Below are 14,330 nucleotides of genomic sequence, written 5' to 3'. Positions count from 1 at the left end.
GATGCGATGGGAAGCACCGCTGTGATTGGCGATTCCCGCGACGCCATCATCAGATGTCCAGTTCCTGGACCTCAAGGGCATGGGTCTGGATGAACTCCCGCCGGGGCTCCACCTTGTCGCCCATGAGGGTGGTGAAGAGGCTCTCGGCCTCGTCGGCGTCCCGGATGCTTACCTGGAGGAGCGTCCGCTTCTCGGGATTCATGGTGGTCTCCCAGAGTTGGCCCGGGTTCATCTCGCCGAGCCCCTTGTAGCGCTGGATGGTGATCCCCTTCCGGGCCGAGGCCCGGATGAAGGCCAACAGTTCGTCCATCCGGCTAAATTCGGCCGCCTCACCCTCCTTGAGGGCCACCTCCATGCGGGCGCCGACCAGGCCCTCCAGGGCCCCGTAGGCCCTGCGGAGGCGGCGGAACTCCGGGAGTTGGAAGAGACCGGGACCGACGGTGGCGGTGAGGTAGCCGAGATCCTCCACCCCCACGTCGAACTCGTAGCCCCCCTCCTCCCCGCGGGCGGCCCGGACACCTCCCACCCGGTAGCCGAGCCCCTTGAGCTTCTGGGCCAGGGTCTCGGCCTCGGCCTGGTCCCGGAGGGCCCCGTCGCTCTCCCGGAGGAGGTCTTCGGCCAGGCGGCGCCAGCACCCTTTTCGTTCCAGTCCCTCCAGGGCGTCCTCGTAGGCGGCGGCCCGGTCCAGGAAATCCCGGAGCTTGCGCCCCTCGAGGGCCACGTCGTGCCCCTCGACGAGCACCCTGAGCCCGTCCGAGATCCGGTCGAAGAGGAACCGGTCGAGGGCGGCCTCGTCCACCAGGAAGAGCTCCTTGCCCTTTCCGAGCCCCACCCGGTAGAGCGGCGGCTGGGCCACGTAGAGCATCCCCCGCTCCACCAGCGGGGCCATCTGCCGGTAGAAGAAGGTGAGCAGCAGGGTCCGGATGTGGGCCCCGTCCACGTCGGCGTCGGTCATGATGATGACCTTGTGGTAGCGGACCTTGTCCGGGTCGAAGTCGGCCTTGCCGATGCCTGTTCCGAGGGCGGCGATGAGCTGGCGGATCTCCTCGCTGGCCAGCATCTTGTCGAACCGGGCCTTCTCCACGTTCATGATCTTGCCCCGAAGGGGCAGGATGGCCTGGAAGCGCCGGTCACGGCCCTGCTTGGCGCTGCCTCCGGCGGAGTCGCCCTCCACCAGGAAGAGCTCGCGGCGGACCGGGTCCTTCTCCTGGCACTCGGCCAGCTTCCCGGCCATCATGACGTCCGGGCCGCCCCCCTTCTTCCGCGCCAGTTCCTTGGCCCGCCGGGCGGCCTCCCGCGCCCGGGCCGCCTCGACGGCCTTGGCGAGGATCTTCTTGGCCACGGTGGGATTCTCCTCCAGGTAGGTGGAGAGCCCCTCGTGGACGATGGAACCGACGATGGACCGGACCTCGGTGTTACCGAGCTTGGTCTTGGTCTGTCCCTCGAACTGGGGGTTGGGCACCCGGACGGAGAGGACGCAGGTGAGCCCCTCCCGGACGTCGTCCCCTTCCATCTTCTCCCGGAGCTTCTTCGGCACCACGTCGTCGCTGGCGTAGCGGTTGAGGCACTTCGTGAGGGCCTGGCGGAACCCGGCCACGTGGGTTCCCCCCTCCTTGGTGCGGATGTTGTTCACGTAGCTCTGGATCCGCTCCGAGTAGCCGCGGTTGTACTGGAAGGCCGCCTCGACCTGGACGCCGTCGCGTTCGCCCGAGATGAACACGGGTTTCTCGTGCACCAGATCCTTGTTCTTGTTGAGGTACTCGACAAAGGAGACCACCCCGCCCTTGAAGTGGTACTCGTGCCGGACGCCGGAGGCCTCGTCCTCGAGGGAGATCTTGACGCCGGAGTTGAGGAAGGCCAGCTCCCGCATCCGGGCCTGGAGGATATCGTACTCGAAGGCCGTTCCCTCCCGGAAGATCTCGGGGTCCGGCTTGAAGCGGACCTTGGTCCCCTGCTTCCGGGTGGGACCGAGGTCTTCCAGGGGACCTTCCACCTCGCCTCTCCGGTAGCGCTGCCGGTAGGCCCGGCCGCCCCGGTACACCTCGGCCACCAGCCACTCCGAAAGGGCGTTCACCACCGAGACCCCGACCCCGTGCAGCCCGCCGGAAACCTTGTAGGTCTGGTGGTCGAACTTGCCCCCGGCATGGAGTCGGGTCATGACGAGTTCCAGGGCCGGGATCCCCTCGGTGGGATGGAGGTCCACCGGGATCCCCCGGCCGTTGTCCTCCACGGTCACGCTCCCGTCCTCGTGGAGGGTGACCTCGATGCGCGTGCAGAAACCGGCCAGGGCCTCGTCGATGCTGTTGTCCACCACCTCGTAGACCAGGTGATGGAGACCCTCGGCCCCGGTGTTGCCGATGTACATGGCCGGGCGCTTTCGCACCGCGGACAATCCCGAAAGGACCTTGATCTGACCGGCCCCGTAACCCGAACCCCTGGGTGTCTTCGTCTTTTCCGTGGTCATCCCTCGTTCCCTGTATCCTCGGCGTCTTCGCCCGACTCCTTCCTGAGCGACATGGGCATCACCAGGGCCAAGAAGCCCGGGTCCTTCTCCCCCTGGATGACGCAAGGCGAAAAATCGTTGTTGCAGGCCAGTTCCACGCGGTCGGAATCCATGACCCCGAGCGCGTCCATGATGTACTTCGCGTTGAAGGCGATCTCGAAGGGCTCGCCCTCGTATTCCACGTCCACCACCTCCCGGGCCTCCCCCATCTCCTTGTGGAGAGACTCCACCTCCACCGACCCCGGCGAGACGGCGGCCTTGACCCCCCGGAAGAGGCTGTCGGCAGACATGATGGACAGGCGCTTCAGGGCGCTGTAGAAGGTGGTCTTGTCGAAGAAGAAACTCCGTTCCTTCTCCGCCGGGATGATGGCCTTGTAGTCCGGGAAGGCGGCATCCACCAACCGAAGCACCATATGTTCCGGCCCGGCGGCCACGAAGGCGAAGCCCCCGTCCACCCCGAACCGGACCCGGTCGTAGCCCTCCACCATCCGCCGGATCTCCGCCGCCCCTTTCCGGGGAAGGATGATGCCGCCATCGAGCCCCAGGGGGTGATCCAGGGCCTTCTCGGCACAGCTGAGGCGGTGGCCGTCGGAACTCACCATCCGCAGAAGGGGCGTCCCACCCTCTTCCCCAAGGACCTCCTCCACGTAGACCCCGCACAGGGCGTACTTGGACTCGTCATGGGAGGCGGAATAGAGGGTCTTGTCGAGGAGTTCCTTGAGCAGCGCGCCCTCCACCTCGGCGGATCGTTCGTGGGACACCTCCCGGAAGCGCGGAAAATCCTCCGGGCTCAGGCCCCCGATCCGGTACTCGGCCTTCCCGCCGCCCCCGATAGTCACCCAGTAGTTCTCCCCCTCGATGAGGCGGATGGTCTCGCTGGGAAACTCCCGGACGATCTCGAAGAATTTCTTCGCCCCGAGGGTGACGGCGCCCTGTTCCTCGACCTCGTCGCAGCGGACCCGGCCCCGGTAACTGATCTCGAGGTCCGTGGCCTCGATGAAGAGTTCATCGGCGGAGGTGTAGAGGAAGACGTTGTTCAGGATGTTCATGGTGGTCTTCTTGTCCACGATGGTCTGGATGCGGGCAAGGACCGGGGAGAGCGCCTTCTTTTCCACGACGAGACGAAGCATTTCTTATTCTCCTGATATCTATTTATAACCAGAAAGGATAAGAAGGCCTGTTCAAATACTTGATAAACACAATAAGTAGTTGTTATTGTTAAAATTCAAACCTGGAGAACCTGTTGTCGAAAAGGGCCGTTTTCCAGGGGGCCCGGCGGGGCGCAGTTTGTGAAGGAGATGTCCACGGATCCATTCACATGTTATGAACAGGGGTCTGGAACCGGCCCGGAATCGTTTCGGAAGACCATACCACAAGATGACATTATCTACCAGAAATCTAACCAAAATCTTATCGGACAGGATCCGGCGCGAAGGGCCCGTTTCCTTCCGGGATTTCATGGAGGCGGCGCTCTACCACCCGGAAGGGGGCTACTATGCCCGGGGTTTCCGGGTGGGCCGGGCCGGGGACTTCGTCACGAGCCCCCACGTCCACCCGCTCTTCGGCGCCCTGTGCGCCCGCCAGCTCCTGGACTTCCGGTCCCGCCTCGGCGGCGGGCCCTTCCGGGTCGTGGAGCAGGGGGCCGGCGCCGGCTACCTCGCGGCGGACATCCTGGGCTACCTGGAGCGGAAGGCGGCCCTCGACGGGGTGACGTACGTCGTCGTGGAGCCCTTCGAACACCTCAAGGCGCTCCAGGCGGAGCGCCTTGAGCGGTACGGGGACCGGGTGCGCTGGGTGGGCGCCGCCGCCGAGCTTTCCCCGGCGCCCGGGTGCGTGCTGACCAACGAGCTCCTGGACGCCTTTCCCGTCCACCTCGTGGTCCGGGAGGCGGACGGGTTCCGGGAGGTCTACGTGGACTGGGAGGGCGGGGCCTTCCGGGAGGTCACCGGGCCCCCGTCGTCCCCGGAACTGGCGGCCGAGGTGGCGGCCCTCCCGGCGGACCTTCCGCCGGGCTACCGGACGGAGATCAACCTGGAGGCCCGCCGCTGGCTCCGGGAGGCGGCGGGGGGCCTGGACCGGGGCTTCGTCCTGACCGTGGACTACGGTTTCACCCGGCGGGAGTACCTCCACCCCGCCCGGTCCGGGGGGACGCTCCTCGCCTACGGCGGCCACAGGGCCTTCGCGGACGTCCTCCAGGACCCGGGGACGCGGGACATCACCGCCCACGTGAACTTCACGGACCTGGCCCGGTGGGGCCGCCGATTCGGCCTCCAGCCCCTGGGCTATGCCCCCCAGTGGTCCTTCCTGGCCTCCCTGGACGTGGAGGCGGCCCTTCGGGACCTCGATGGCGGGCCGCCCCCGCCCTTCTCCCCCCAGGCCGCGGCCGTCAAGATGCTCCTTCTCCCGCAGGGCATGGGAGATTCCCACAAGGTGTTCGTCCAAGGGAAGGCGGTGGCGGCCGAGCCGGTTCCCGCCGGTTTCCGGCTCCGGAACCTGGTGCACCGGCTGGAGGAGGAACCGTGAACCGCTTCGACCTCGTGATCTTCGACTGCGACGGCGTCCTCTTCGACTCCCGGGAGGCCAACCGGGCCTACTACGACCGGATCCGGGCCGAGTTCGGCCTGCCGCCCATGGACGAGGCGGAGATGGACTACGTCCACATGCACACCGCTCAGGAGTCCGTGGCCTTTCTCTTCCGGGACCGGCCCGAACTCTTGCCCGCGGCCGAGGCCTTCGTGGCGACGCTGGACTACTCGGCGTTCCTCCACCTCATGACCCCCGAGCCGGGATTTCCGGAACTCGTCGAGGCCGTGCGCCCGCCGGTCCTGACCGCCGTCTCCACCAACCGCAGCACCACCATGCCGGAGTTGCGCCGGGTCTTCGGCCTCGACCGCTGGTTCGACCGGATCGTCTGCGCCCTGGACGTGGAGCACCCGAAGCCCCACCCGGAGGGGGTCTTTCGGATCCTTGAGGACCTCGGGGTGGCGCCGGGCCGGGCCCTCTACGTGGGGGATTCGAAGGTGGACGAGGAGGTGGCCGGGAGGGCCGGCCTCGCCTTCGCCGCGTACCGGAACCCCGGGCTCCGGGCGGCGTTCCACGTGGGCCGCCACGGGGAACTGTTGCCCGTCATCCGGGGGGAAGGGCGGCCGGAGGGGCTTCAGGGGCCGGTGATCCGCTCCACGCCCCCGAGGTAGGGCCGAAGGGCCTCGGGGACCGCCACGCTGCCGTCGGCCTGCTGGAAGTTTTCGAGGATGGCCACCACCGTGCGTCCCACGGCGAGGCCCGAGCCGTTGAGGGTGTGGACGAGGCGGCTCTTGGCCGCGCCCTTGGGCCGGTAGCGGATGTCGGCCCGCCGGGCCTGGAAGTCCTCGAAGTTGCTGCACGACGAGATCTCGCAGAAGCGGTCCTGCCCCGGGAGCCAGACCTCGATGTCATAGGTCTTGGCCGCGGAAAAACCCAGGTCGCCCGTGCAGAGGGCCACCACCCGGTAGGGGAGCCCGAGGCGCTGGAGGACCTCCTCCGCGTCGAGGAGCAGGGTCTCGAGCTCGTCGTAGGAATCCTCCGGCCGGGCGAACTTGACCAGCTCCACCTTGTTGAACTGGTGCTGGCGCACGATCCCCCGGGTGTCCTTCCCGTAGGAGCCGGCCTCGGACCGGAAGCACGGCGTGTAGGCCACGTACTTGACCGGAAGGTCGTCCTCGGCCAGGGTCTCGGCCCGGTGGAGGTTGGTGACCGGGACCTCGGCGGTGGGAATGAGGTAGTAGTCGGTCCCCGAAAGCCGGAAGAGATCCTCCTCGAACTTCGGCAGCTGCCCGGTTCCCAGGAGGGAGTCGCGGTTGACGATGAAGGGCGGCAGGACTTCCCGGTAGCCGTGTTCCTCGCGGTGGAGGTCGAGCATGAAGTCGATGAGGGCCCGCTCCAGCCGGGCGCCGAGGCCGTGGTAGACCGCGAACCGGGCCCCGGTGATCTTGGCCGCCCGGGCGAAGTCGAGGATCCCCAGCCGTTCCCCCACGTCCCAGTGCGGGGCCGGGGTGAAGGTGAAGGTGGGGATGTCACCCCACCGCTTGACCACCACGTTTTCCGTCTCGTCCGCCCCCAGGGGCACGGAGGCGTGGGGGATGTTCGGGACCGACAGGAGCAGTTCCCGGAAGGCCGCCTCCACGTCCTTGAGCCGGGCGGAGAGGTCCTTGATCCGGGGGGAGACCCCCTTCATCTCGGCGATGAGTTCGGCGGCGTCCTCCCCGGCCGCCTTCCGCCGGCCGATCTCGTCGGAGAGGACGTTTCTCCGGTTCTGGAGGGATTCGAGCTCCTGGATCAAGGAACGGCGGTCGGCGTCCAGGGCGAGGAGGCCGTCCAGGTCGAACTCCGCCCCCCGGTGTTCCAGGGCCTTCCGGACCAGGTCGGGGTTGTCGCGGACGAAGCGGATCTCCAGCATGCGGGCCTCCGGTTTCGGGCGGTGTTCGCGGTCCGAGTGGACCCACGATCATATACCAGCGGCGAGGGGGGAAATCAAACGGGCGGCGGGAGCTCCCTCGGGGCGGCCGGGTCCCGGAGGAGGATCCGCCGGGGGCGGAGATCGGCGAGGAGGCGTGCCAGGGTGGGCCACGGGGCCCCGGTGCGGAGGTGTTCCCACCCACCCACGTGGACCAGGGGGCCGCACCGGGCGAGGATCCGGCGGATCCGCCGGGCCACCCGCCGCTCCCGCTCGGCCCAGCCGGAGAAGCCCGTGACCGGGTCGCCGCCGGAGGCCCCCGCGGGGTCCGGGGGCTCCCCGCCCTCGAGGGTCCGGAGGGCCTCCCGGTAGTGAGAGCCGATCCGGGCCTCCAGGTCGTAGTCGGGCCCCGTCACCAGGGCGGCGAGGTTCTCGGGCGAAAGGAGCTCCGCCTCCCAGCGGGGGAGCTCTCGCCGGGAGAGGGCGCCGGAATCCACCGGGATACAGGGACGGCCGAGCCGGCGGGCGACCCGGCGAGTCACCTCCCACTCGAAGGGCATCCGGATCTGGCGCCGGACGAGGCGGATGCCGGCGTGGCCGCGGGCGGCCGGCGGGAGGGCGGCCAGGGAACCGGCCAGGCGCCGGGACCAGGCGCGTTCCACGGCCTCCCGGTACCGTACGGAGAAGGCGCTGATCTCCACGGTGAAGACCCGGGCCGGGAGGCGGAGGAGGAGGGCCTCCAGGGCCTCGGGGCCCCGGGGGTCGAGGTGGACGGTGCCCACGAGGATCAGTTCGGGCCCGGGGGCCATGTTCAGGCGGCGCCGTCCCCCCGGTCGAGGCTCCGGTACTGGACGGCCTCGGCCACGTGGGGCAGGCGGATGTCCGGGGCGGCCTCGAGGTCGGCGATGGTCCGGGCGATCTTCTGGATCCGGTGGAAGGCCCGGGCGCTCAGGTGGAGCCGGCGGCTCGCCTCTTCCAGGAAGGAGAGGGCCTCGGTCTCGAGGCGGCAGAAGCGGCGGACCTCCCGGGCCCCCATCTGGGCGTTGCAGTGGAGGGGGAGGCCGGCGAAACGCCGGTGCTGGCGTTCCCGGGCGGCCAGGACCCGCCGCCGGATCTCGGCGGAGGGTTCCCCGCGGCGTGACCGGGCCAGGTCGCGGTAGGGGACCGCCGGGACCTCGATCTGGATGTCGATCCGGTCGAGGAGGGGCCCGGAGATGCGGCGCCGGTAGCGGTGGACCTCCCGGGGGTGGCAGGTGCAGGGCCGCTGCGGGTCGCCGTAGTAGCCGCAGGGGCAGGGGTTCTGGGAGCAGACCAGAGTCACCCGGGCGGGGAAGGTGAGGGTCTGGGAGACCCGGGAGATGGTGACGAAGCCGTCTTCCAGGGGCTGGCGGAGGGATTCCAGGGCGTTCTTCCGGAACTCGGGCAGCTCGTCCAGGAAGAGGACCCCGTTGTGGGCCAGGCTCACCTCGCCGGGGCGGGGGTGGGTGCCGCCCCCGATGAGGCCGGCGTCGGAGATGGTGTGGTGCGGGGCGCGGAAGGGGCGGCGCGTGACGAGGGCCTGGTGGGGGTCCAAGAGGCCGGCCACGCTGTAGACCGAGGTGGTCTCCAGGGCCTCGGTGAAGGCCAGCGGCGGCAGGATGGTGGGAAGCCGCCGGGCCAGCATGGTCTTTCCGGAGCCCGGCGGGCCCACCATGAGGATGTTGTGACCGCCGGCAGCGGCCACCTCGATGGCGCGCTTGGCGTGCTCCTGCCCCACCACGTCCTGGAAGTCGCAGTCCTCCCGGCCGTCGTCGGAGAACAAGGTGGCCGGGTCCACCTGGACCGGCGCGATGGCCGCGGCGCCCCGGAGGAAGTCCACCACCTGGGAGAGATGCTCCACCGGGAAGATGGGGACCTCGCCCACCACGGCCCCCTCCCGGGCGTTGGGCGCCGGCACCACCAGGCCGTCCACCTGCCACTTGCGGGCCGCCATGGCCAGGGGAAGGACGCCCCGGGCGGGTTTCACCGATCCGTCGAGGGACAGCTCCCCCACCAGGCAGTAGCGGTCCAGGGCCTCGGGCGGGACGACGCCCCCGGCGGCCAGGACCGCCGCGGCCATGGGAAGATCCAGGCCCGCGGCGTCCTTCTTGAGATCCGCCGGGGCCAGGTTCACCGTGATCTTCCGGGTGGGGAAGGGGTAGCCGCAGTTCTTGATGGCGGACTTCACCCGCTCCCGGCTCTCCCGGACCGCCCCCTCGGCCAACCCTACCACCGTGAAGGCGGGAAGGCCCTGGGCCACGTCGGTCTCCACGGCCACGGGGAAGGCCTCCACCCCCAGGGCCACCCCGCTTCGTGCGATGGCCAGCATAGCTTTCTCTCCGTCTCCCTGCCCGGCCCGGGATGGCGTCGGTTTTAAAGATGCGCCGACCGCGAAGAGGCCTCGTCCTGGTTGAAAGGCCTCGCCAAGGACCTTACTTCTTTAGCAAGAAAGCGCCCGGTCCGCCACCGGGCTGGCCGCCGGGGATTGCTTTCCGGCCTTCCAAGGTTATAATTGCTCCTTTCGGGAGTTCTGGCCGGAGGCACCGGACGGGGCCGGGTCCACCGCCACCGGAAATCAGCCTTTCGGCCCGCCGGGCCGATAAGAAACAACGGCCCGGGACCAGACCCGCCACTGGAGGGAAAAATGGCACGAGTCACCGTCGAGGATTGCCTGAGGCACGTCTCCAACCGTTTCGAGCTGGTGCACCTGGCCATCGAGAGGGTGAAGCAGTTGCGCAAGGGGGCCGAGCCCCTGGTCCGATGCAAGAACAAGGAGATCGTGGTGGCCCTCCGGGAGATCGCCGCCGGCAAGGTCCGCTTCGACAACCTCGACGAGCTGGCCCGGGAGGCCGAGGAGCGCCAGGCCATCAAGACCCTGGAGGCCCCCGTGGAGCTGCCCGAGGGCGAGGCCGCGCCCGAGGCCCCGGCCGCCGCCGGGACGGCGCCGGAGGGAACCCCGGCCTGAGCCGGCCATGAAGCGCGACTACTACGAGATACTCGGCGTCGCCCGGACGGCCTCCGCCGAGGAGATCAAGAAGGCCTACCGGGCCCTGGCGCTCAAGTACCATCCCGACCGGAACCCCGGCGACAAGGAGGCCGAGGAGCGGTTCAAGGAGGCGGCGGAGGCCTACGAGGTGCTCCGCGATCCGGACAAGCGCCGGGCCTACGACCTCCACGGCCACGAGGGGGTGGCCGGCACCGGCTTCCATGGCTTCGGCGGCTACGACGACATCTTCAGCGCCTTCAGCGAGATCTTCGAGGACTTCTTCGGCTTCTCCCACCGCCCGGGCGGCCGGGCGGGGACGGGTCCCGAGCCGGGCGCCGACCTCCGCTACGACCTCCAGGTCTCCTTCCGCGACGCGGTCCGGGGGGCCGAGACCGAGGTCTCCCTCTCCCGGCGCGAGACGTGCCCGGACTGTAACGGCACCGGGATGGGCGCGGAGAGCCGGAAGTCCGTCTGCCGCCTCTGCGGCGGCCGGGGCCAGGTGGTCCGGACCGAGGGCTTCTTCCGGGTGGCCTCCACATGCCCGGGGTGCCAGGGGCGGGGGTTCGCGGTTCTCGACCCGTGCCGCACCTGCCGCGGCGAGGGCCGGGTGACCCGGCGCCGGAAGGTGGCCGTCCGGATCCCGGCCGGCGTGGACACCGGCTCCCGGCTCCGCCTCCGGGGCGAGGGCGAGGGCGGGCTTCGCGGGGGGCCGCCGGGCGACCTCTACATCGTCATCCACGTGAAGCCCCACGACATCTTCGAGCGGCGGGGGCGGGACGTCTTCTGCCGGCTGCCGGTCTCCGTGGTCCAGGCCGCCCTCGGGGCCGACCTGGAGGTCCCGACCCTGGACGGGACGGAGGCCCTCTCCATCCCGGCCGGGACCCAGACCGGCGACGTCTTCCGGCTCAAGGGCCTCGGGGCCCCCGACCTCAGGGGGTTCGGCACCGGGGACCAGGTGGTGGAGGTGACGGTGGTGACCCCCACCCGGCTCACCGACCGCCAGCGGGAGCTCCTGGAGGAGTTCGATCGGATCGAGAAGGAGAAGGACGAGGGCGGCTTCTTCCGCAAGATCTTCCACGCGGGGAGCGGGCGGTAGGGGATCATGACCGCGTTCACCCACATCGACGCCCAGGGCCAGGCCCGGATGGTGGACGTCTCGGGCAAGCCCGCCACGGTGCGCGAGGCCGTGGCCCGGGGGCGGGTCCGGCTCGGGGAGCGGGCCTTCGAGCTCTTGGTGCGGGGCGAGATCCCCAAGGGAGACGTCCTGGCCGTGGCGCGGGTGGCGGGCATCATGGCCGCCAAGCGGGTGGACCAGCTCATCCCCCTCTGCCACCCCCTGCCCGTGGAGGCGGTGGAGGTCCACTTCGAGGCCCTGGCCGGAGAGCACGCCGTGGAGGTGGAGGCGCGGGTGCGGACCCGGGCCGCCACCGGGGTCGAGATGGAGGCCCTCACGGCGGTGTCCGTGGCCGCCCTCGCCATCTACGACATGTGCAAGTCCGTGGACAAGGGCATGACCATCGAGACGGTCCACCTGGTCCGGAAGTCCGGCGGCAAGAGCGGCGACTGGGAGCGGTGAGGAGGGCGCCCCGCGGGGGCCACTAGGAGGATAACGCACATGGAAAGGGAGCAGTTGGAGTACTTCCGCCGGTTGCTGGAGGAGAAGCTCGCGGAGCTCCTGGGGGAGGCGGACAAGACCCTCGAGGAGATGACCGATCAGGACGACCGGTTCCCGGATCCCACCGACCGGGCCACCGTGGAGTCCGACCGGAACTTCGAGCTGCGGATCCGCGACAGGGAGCGGAAGCTCATCCGCAAGATCCAGAAGGCCCTGGAACGGATCGAAGACGGGACCTACGGGATCTGCGAGGAGTGCGAGGAAGAGATCGGCTTCAAGCGGCTCGAGGCCCGGCCCGTCACCACCCTCTGCATCGAGTGCAAGTCCAAGCAGGAGCAGGAAGAGAAGGCCAAGGGCCTTTGATCCCGAAAGTGACATGATGGCGTCGTAAAAAGGCCTCTGAGTGATGGCCCAGCAAAGATCGCCGAATGCACGGCGCGAGGATGTCGAGGAATGAGGCGTACTTTAAGTACGCCGCAATGACGAGGGCATCCGAAGCACCGAAGCAGCCCGCGACTTTATTGCAACGCCGTCAGTGACATGACCGGCCCCGGGGCCGGTCGGCGCCACGTCCCCCGGCGGAAGGAGCGCCGTCCCATGTCCCACCCCCTGCATGTCGCCTTTCTCTGGCACATGCACCAGCCCCGGTACCTGGACCCGGCGGCGGGGCGCCTGGTCATGCCGTGGGTCCGGCTCCACGGGGTCAAGGCCTACGCCGACATGGCGGCCGCCGCCGCGGCCGCCGGGGTGCCGGTCACCTTCAACCTCGTTCCCTCCCTCCTCCGCCAGATCGAGGCCTACGGCCGGGGGATCAGCGACGACTTCCTGGAGGTCAGCCGGCGTCCGGCCGAGGACCTCCGGCCGGCGGAACGGGCCTTCGTCCTGGCCCACTTCTTCAGCTGCCACTGGCCCACCATGGTGGATCCCTATCCCCGCTACCGGGAGTTGCTCGAGCGGCGGGGCCGGGAATTCGATCCGGCCCGGGCGGACGATGTGGTCGCCGCCTTCTCCGCCCAGGATCTGCGGGACCTCCAGGTCTGGTTCAACCTGGCGTGGGTTGGGTTCGCCGGCCGAAAGGCCCCGCTGGTCCAGGAGCTGCTCGCCAAGGGCCGCCTCTTCACCGAGGAGGAGAAAGCGGCCCTGCTCGACCTCCACCTCGAGACCCTGGCGGGCCTCATCCCGGCCTACCGCGCCCTCCAGGAGGAGGGCCGGGTGGAGCTGTCCACCAGCCCCTTCTTCCACCCGATCCTGCCGCTCTTGGTGGACACGGACACGGGGCGCCGCCCGAGGCCGGAGATCGCCCTTCCCCGCCGGTTCCAACATCCGGAAGACGCCCTGGAACAGCTCGTCCGGGCGCGGCGGTGCTTCGAGGAGTGCTTCGGGGCCCCGCCCCGGGGACTCTGGCCCTCCGAGGGGGCCGTCTCCCCGGAGATCATCCCCCTGGTCCAGGAGGCGGGCTTCGGGTGGGCCGCCAGCGACGAGGGCATCCTGTTTCGGTCCCTCGGCGACGGGGCCGGCCCGCTGGACCTCTTCCGGCCCTACCGGGCGGAATGGGAGGGGGCCTCGGTGGACATGGTCTTCCGGCACCACGAGCTCTCCGACGCCATCGGGTTCGTCTACCAGAAGACGGACCCGGCGGTGGCCGTGGCCGACTTCACCGGGCGCCTCCGAGAGATCCGGGAGCGGTGCCGCGAGATGGACGAACCGCCCCTGGTGGCGGTGATCCTCGACGGGGAGAACCCCTGGGAATACTACCCCGACGGGGGGGAAGCCTTCCTCTCGGGCCTCTACCGCGCCCTCGAGGCCGACCCGGACCTCGTCCCCGTGACCGTGGGCGGCTACCTGGAGGCCCACCCCCCGGAGCGGTCCATCGCCCACCTCTATTCCGGCTCGTGGATCAACAGCGATTTCGGGATCTGGATCGGGGGTGAGGAGGAGAACCGGGCCTGGAGCCTCCTGTCGGAGACCCGGGCGGCCTTGGACCGGGCGCTGGCCGCCGGGGAGGTGGGCGAGGCGGACCGGGAGGCGGCCCTGGAGGCGGTGCTCGCGGCGGAGGGAAGCGACTGGTTCTGGTGGTTCGGGGACCAGTTCGTGACGGACTACGCCTACGAGTTCGACCGGCTCTTCCGCCACTACCTCCAGGAGGTCTTCCGGCGGATCGGCCGGCCCGTCCCCGCCGCCGTCCAGGTGCCGGTCCGGCGGCCCCGGCCGGTCCTCCCCGCCGAGGAGCCCAAGGGCTTCCTCCACCCGGTGGTGGATGGCCGGCGGACCCACTACTGGGAGTGGAAGGGGGCGGGCTCCCTGGCCCTGGGCGACCTCGGGGGGGCCATGCACCGGGGCGAGGCCCCGGTCCGCCGGATCCTCTACGGTTTCGACCTCGAGCGCTTCTACGTGCGGCTGGATCCCACCGACACGGACTTCCGCGACTGGGAGCCCGGCCTCTCCCTTCGGCTCTCCTGGCGGGGGGAGGCCGAGGCGGCGCTCCACATCCGGCCGGGTCCGGAAGGAGGCTGGAGTGCTGAGGCCCGGCTGGACGACGCCGGGGTGGATCTCTCGGTGGCGGGCATCCGCTGGGCCGTGGGGGAGATCGTCGAGGTCGCCCTGCCCTTCGCCCTCCTGGGCGCGGCCAAGAACGAGCGCCTCTCCTTCCGGGTCGACCTCCTCCGGGACGGCCTGGTCCTGGACCGGTGGCCCCGAGAGGGCCCCCTGGTGGTCACCGTCCCCGACGAAGACTTCGAGCGGCGGATCTGGCTGGTCTGAGATCCGGCCGCCCCGC

12 protein-coding genes are annotated in these 14,330 nt (G+C 69.8%); 7 read left to right on the top strand and 5 right to left on the bottom strand.

What is annotated here, in order from left to right; genetic code table 11:
* Positions 1–49 precede the first annotated feature (49 nt).
* Together gyrB and dnaN are read right to left on the bottom strand one after the other, a co-directional pair.
* The gene (gene gyrB, locus HCU62_RS00450; protein WP_163298454.1) at positions 50–2,464 is read right to left on the bottom strand and encodes a DNA topoisomerase (ATP-hydrolyzing) subunit B; all 2,415 of its coding nucleotides are present in this window, start codon (positions 2,462–2,464) and stop codon (positions 50–52) included.
* Entirely contained in the window at positions 2,461–3,633 is a 1,173-nt protein-coding gene (dnaN, locus tag HCU62_RS00445; RefSeq protein ID WP_163298453.1) for a DNA polymerase III subunit beta, read from the bottom strand. Before dnaN ends, gyrB begins: the two co-directional genes overlap by 4 nt.
* A 328-nt stretch (positions 3,634–3,961) precedes the next feature.
* Between dnaN and HCU62_RS00440 the strand changes: the two genes are divergently transcribed.
* Both HCU62_RS00440 and HCU62_RS00435 read left to right on the top strand, forming a co-directional pair.
* Positions 3,962–5,026: a class I SAM-dependent methyltransferase gene (locus HCU62_RS00440; RefSeq protein ID WP_169755333.1), complete on the top strand. Its 1,065-nt coding sequence runs from the start codon at positions 3,962–3,964 to the stop codon at positions 5,024–5,026.
* Positions 5,023–5,697, top strand: coding sequence for an HAD family hydrolase (locus HCU62_RS00435; protein WP_163298303.1), 675 nt, complete (start codon positions 5,023–5,025; stop codon positions 5,695–5,697). The genes HCU62_RS00440 and HCU62_RS00435 overlap by 4 nt, the downstream gene beginning before the upstream one ends.
* Here the strand turns inward: HCU62_RS00435 and serS are convergent.
* From serS to HCU62_RS00420, 3 genes are all read right to left on the bottom strand, one after another.
* On the bottom strand, positions 5,661–6,938 hold the full coding sequence (gene serS, locus HCU62_RS00430; RefSeq protein WP_163298304.1) for a serine--tRNA ligase: 1,278 nt from the start codon (positions 6,936–6,938) through the stop codon (positions 5,661–5,663). The two genes, HCU62_RS00435 and serS, sit on opposite strands and share 37 nt — an antisense overlap.
* A 74-nt stretch (positions 6,939–7,012) precedes the next feature.
* Positions 7,013–7,744 (bottom strand): hypothetical protein, encoded by a 732-nt coding sequence (locus tag HCU62_RS00425; protein ID WP_163298305.1) that lies wholly within the window; start codon positions 7,742–7,744, stop codon positions 7,013–7,015.
* Positions 7,745–7,746: 2 nt separating this feature from the next.
* Positions 7,747–9,282, bottom strand: coding sequence for a YifB family Mg chelatase-like AAA ATPase (locus HCU62_RS00420; RefSeq protein ID WP_163298306.1), 1,536 nt, complete (start codon positions 9,280–9,282; stop codon positions 7,747–7,749).
* A 315-nt stretch (positions 9,283–9,597) separates the two neighbouring features.
* On the opposite strand from HCU62_RS00420, the gene rpoZ reads away from it, so the two are divergent.
* From rpoZ to HCU62_RS00395, 5 genes are all read left to right on the top strand, one after another.
* A complete protein-coding gene (gene rpoZ / locus HCU62_RS00415; protein WP_163298307.1) occupies positions 9,598–9,918 on the top strand; it encodes a DNA-directed RNA polymerase subunit omega in 321 nt (106 codons plus the stop codon).
* Between the two features lie 7 nt (positions 9,919–9,925).
* On the top strand, positions 9,926–11,035 hold the full coding sequence (gene dnaJ / locus HCU62_RS00410; protein WP_163298308.1) for a molecular chaperone DnaJ: 1,110 nt from the start codon (positions 9,926–9,928) through the stop codon (positions 11,033–11,035).
* Between the two features lie 6 nt (positions 11,036–11,041).
* The gene (gene moaC / locus HCU62_RS00405) at positions 11,042–11,515 is read left to right on the top strand and encodes a cyclic pyranopterin monophosphate synthase MoaC (protein WP_163298309.1); all 474 of its coding nucleotides are present in this window, start codon (positions 11,042–11,044) and stop codon (positions 11,513–11,515) included.
* A gap of 39 nt (positions 11,516–11,554) precedes the next feature.
* Entirely contained in the window at positions 11,555–11,917 is a 363-nt protein-coding gene (gene dksA / locus HCU62_RS00400; protein WP_163298310.1) for an RNA polymerase-binding protein DksA, read from the top strand.
* Positions 11,918–12,151: 234 nt separating this feature from the next.
* A complete protein-coding gene (locus HCU62_RS00395) occupies positions 12,152–14,314 on the top strand; it encodes a glycoside hydrolase family 57 protein (RefSeq protein WP_163298311.1) in 2,163 nt (720 codons plus the stop codon).
* The last annotated feature ends 16 nt before the right edge of the window (positions 14,315–14,330 follow it).

The sequence above is a fragment of the Dissulfurirhabdus thermomarina genome, assembly GCF_012979235.1.
Taxonomy (GTDB): Bacteria; Desulfobacterota; Dissulfuribacteria; order Dissulfuribacterales; family Dissulfurirhabdaceae; genus Dissulfurirhabdus; species Dissulfurirhabdus thermomarina.
The sequence above is the reverse complement of the archived record's forward strand: the minus strand, read 5'-3'. Positions and strand labels throughout refer to the sequence as shown.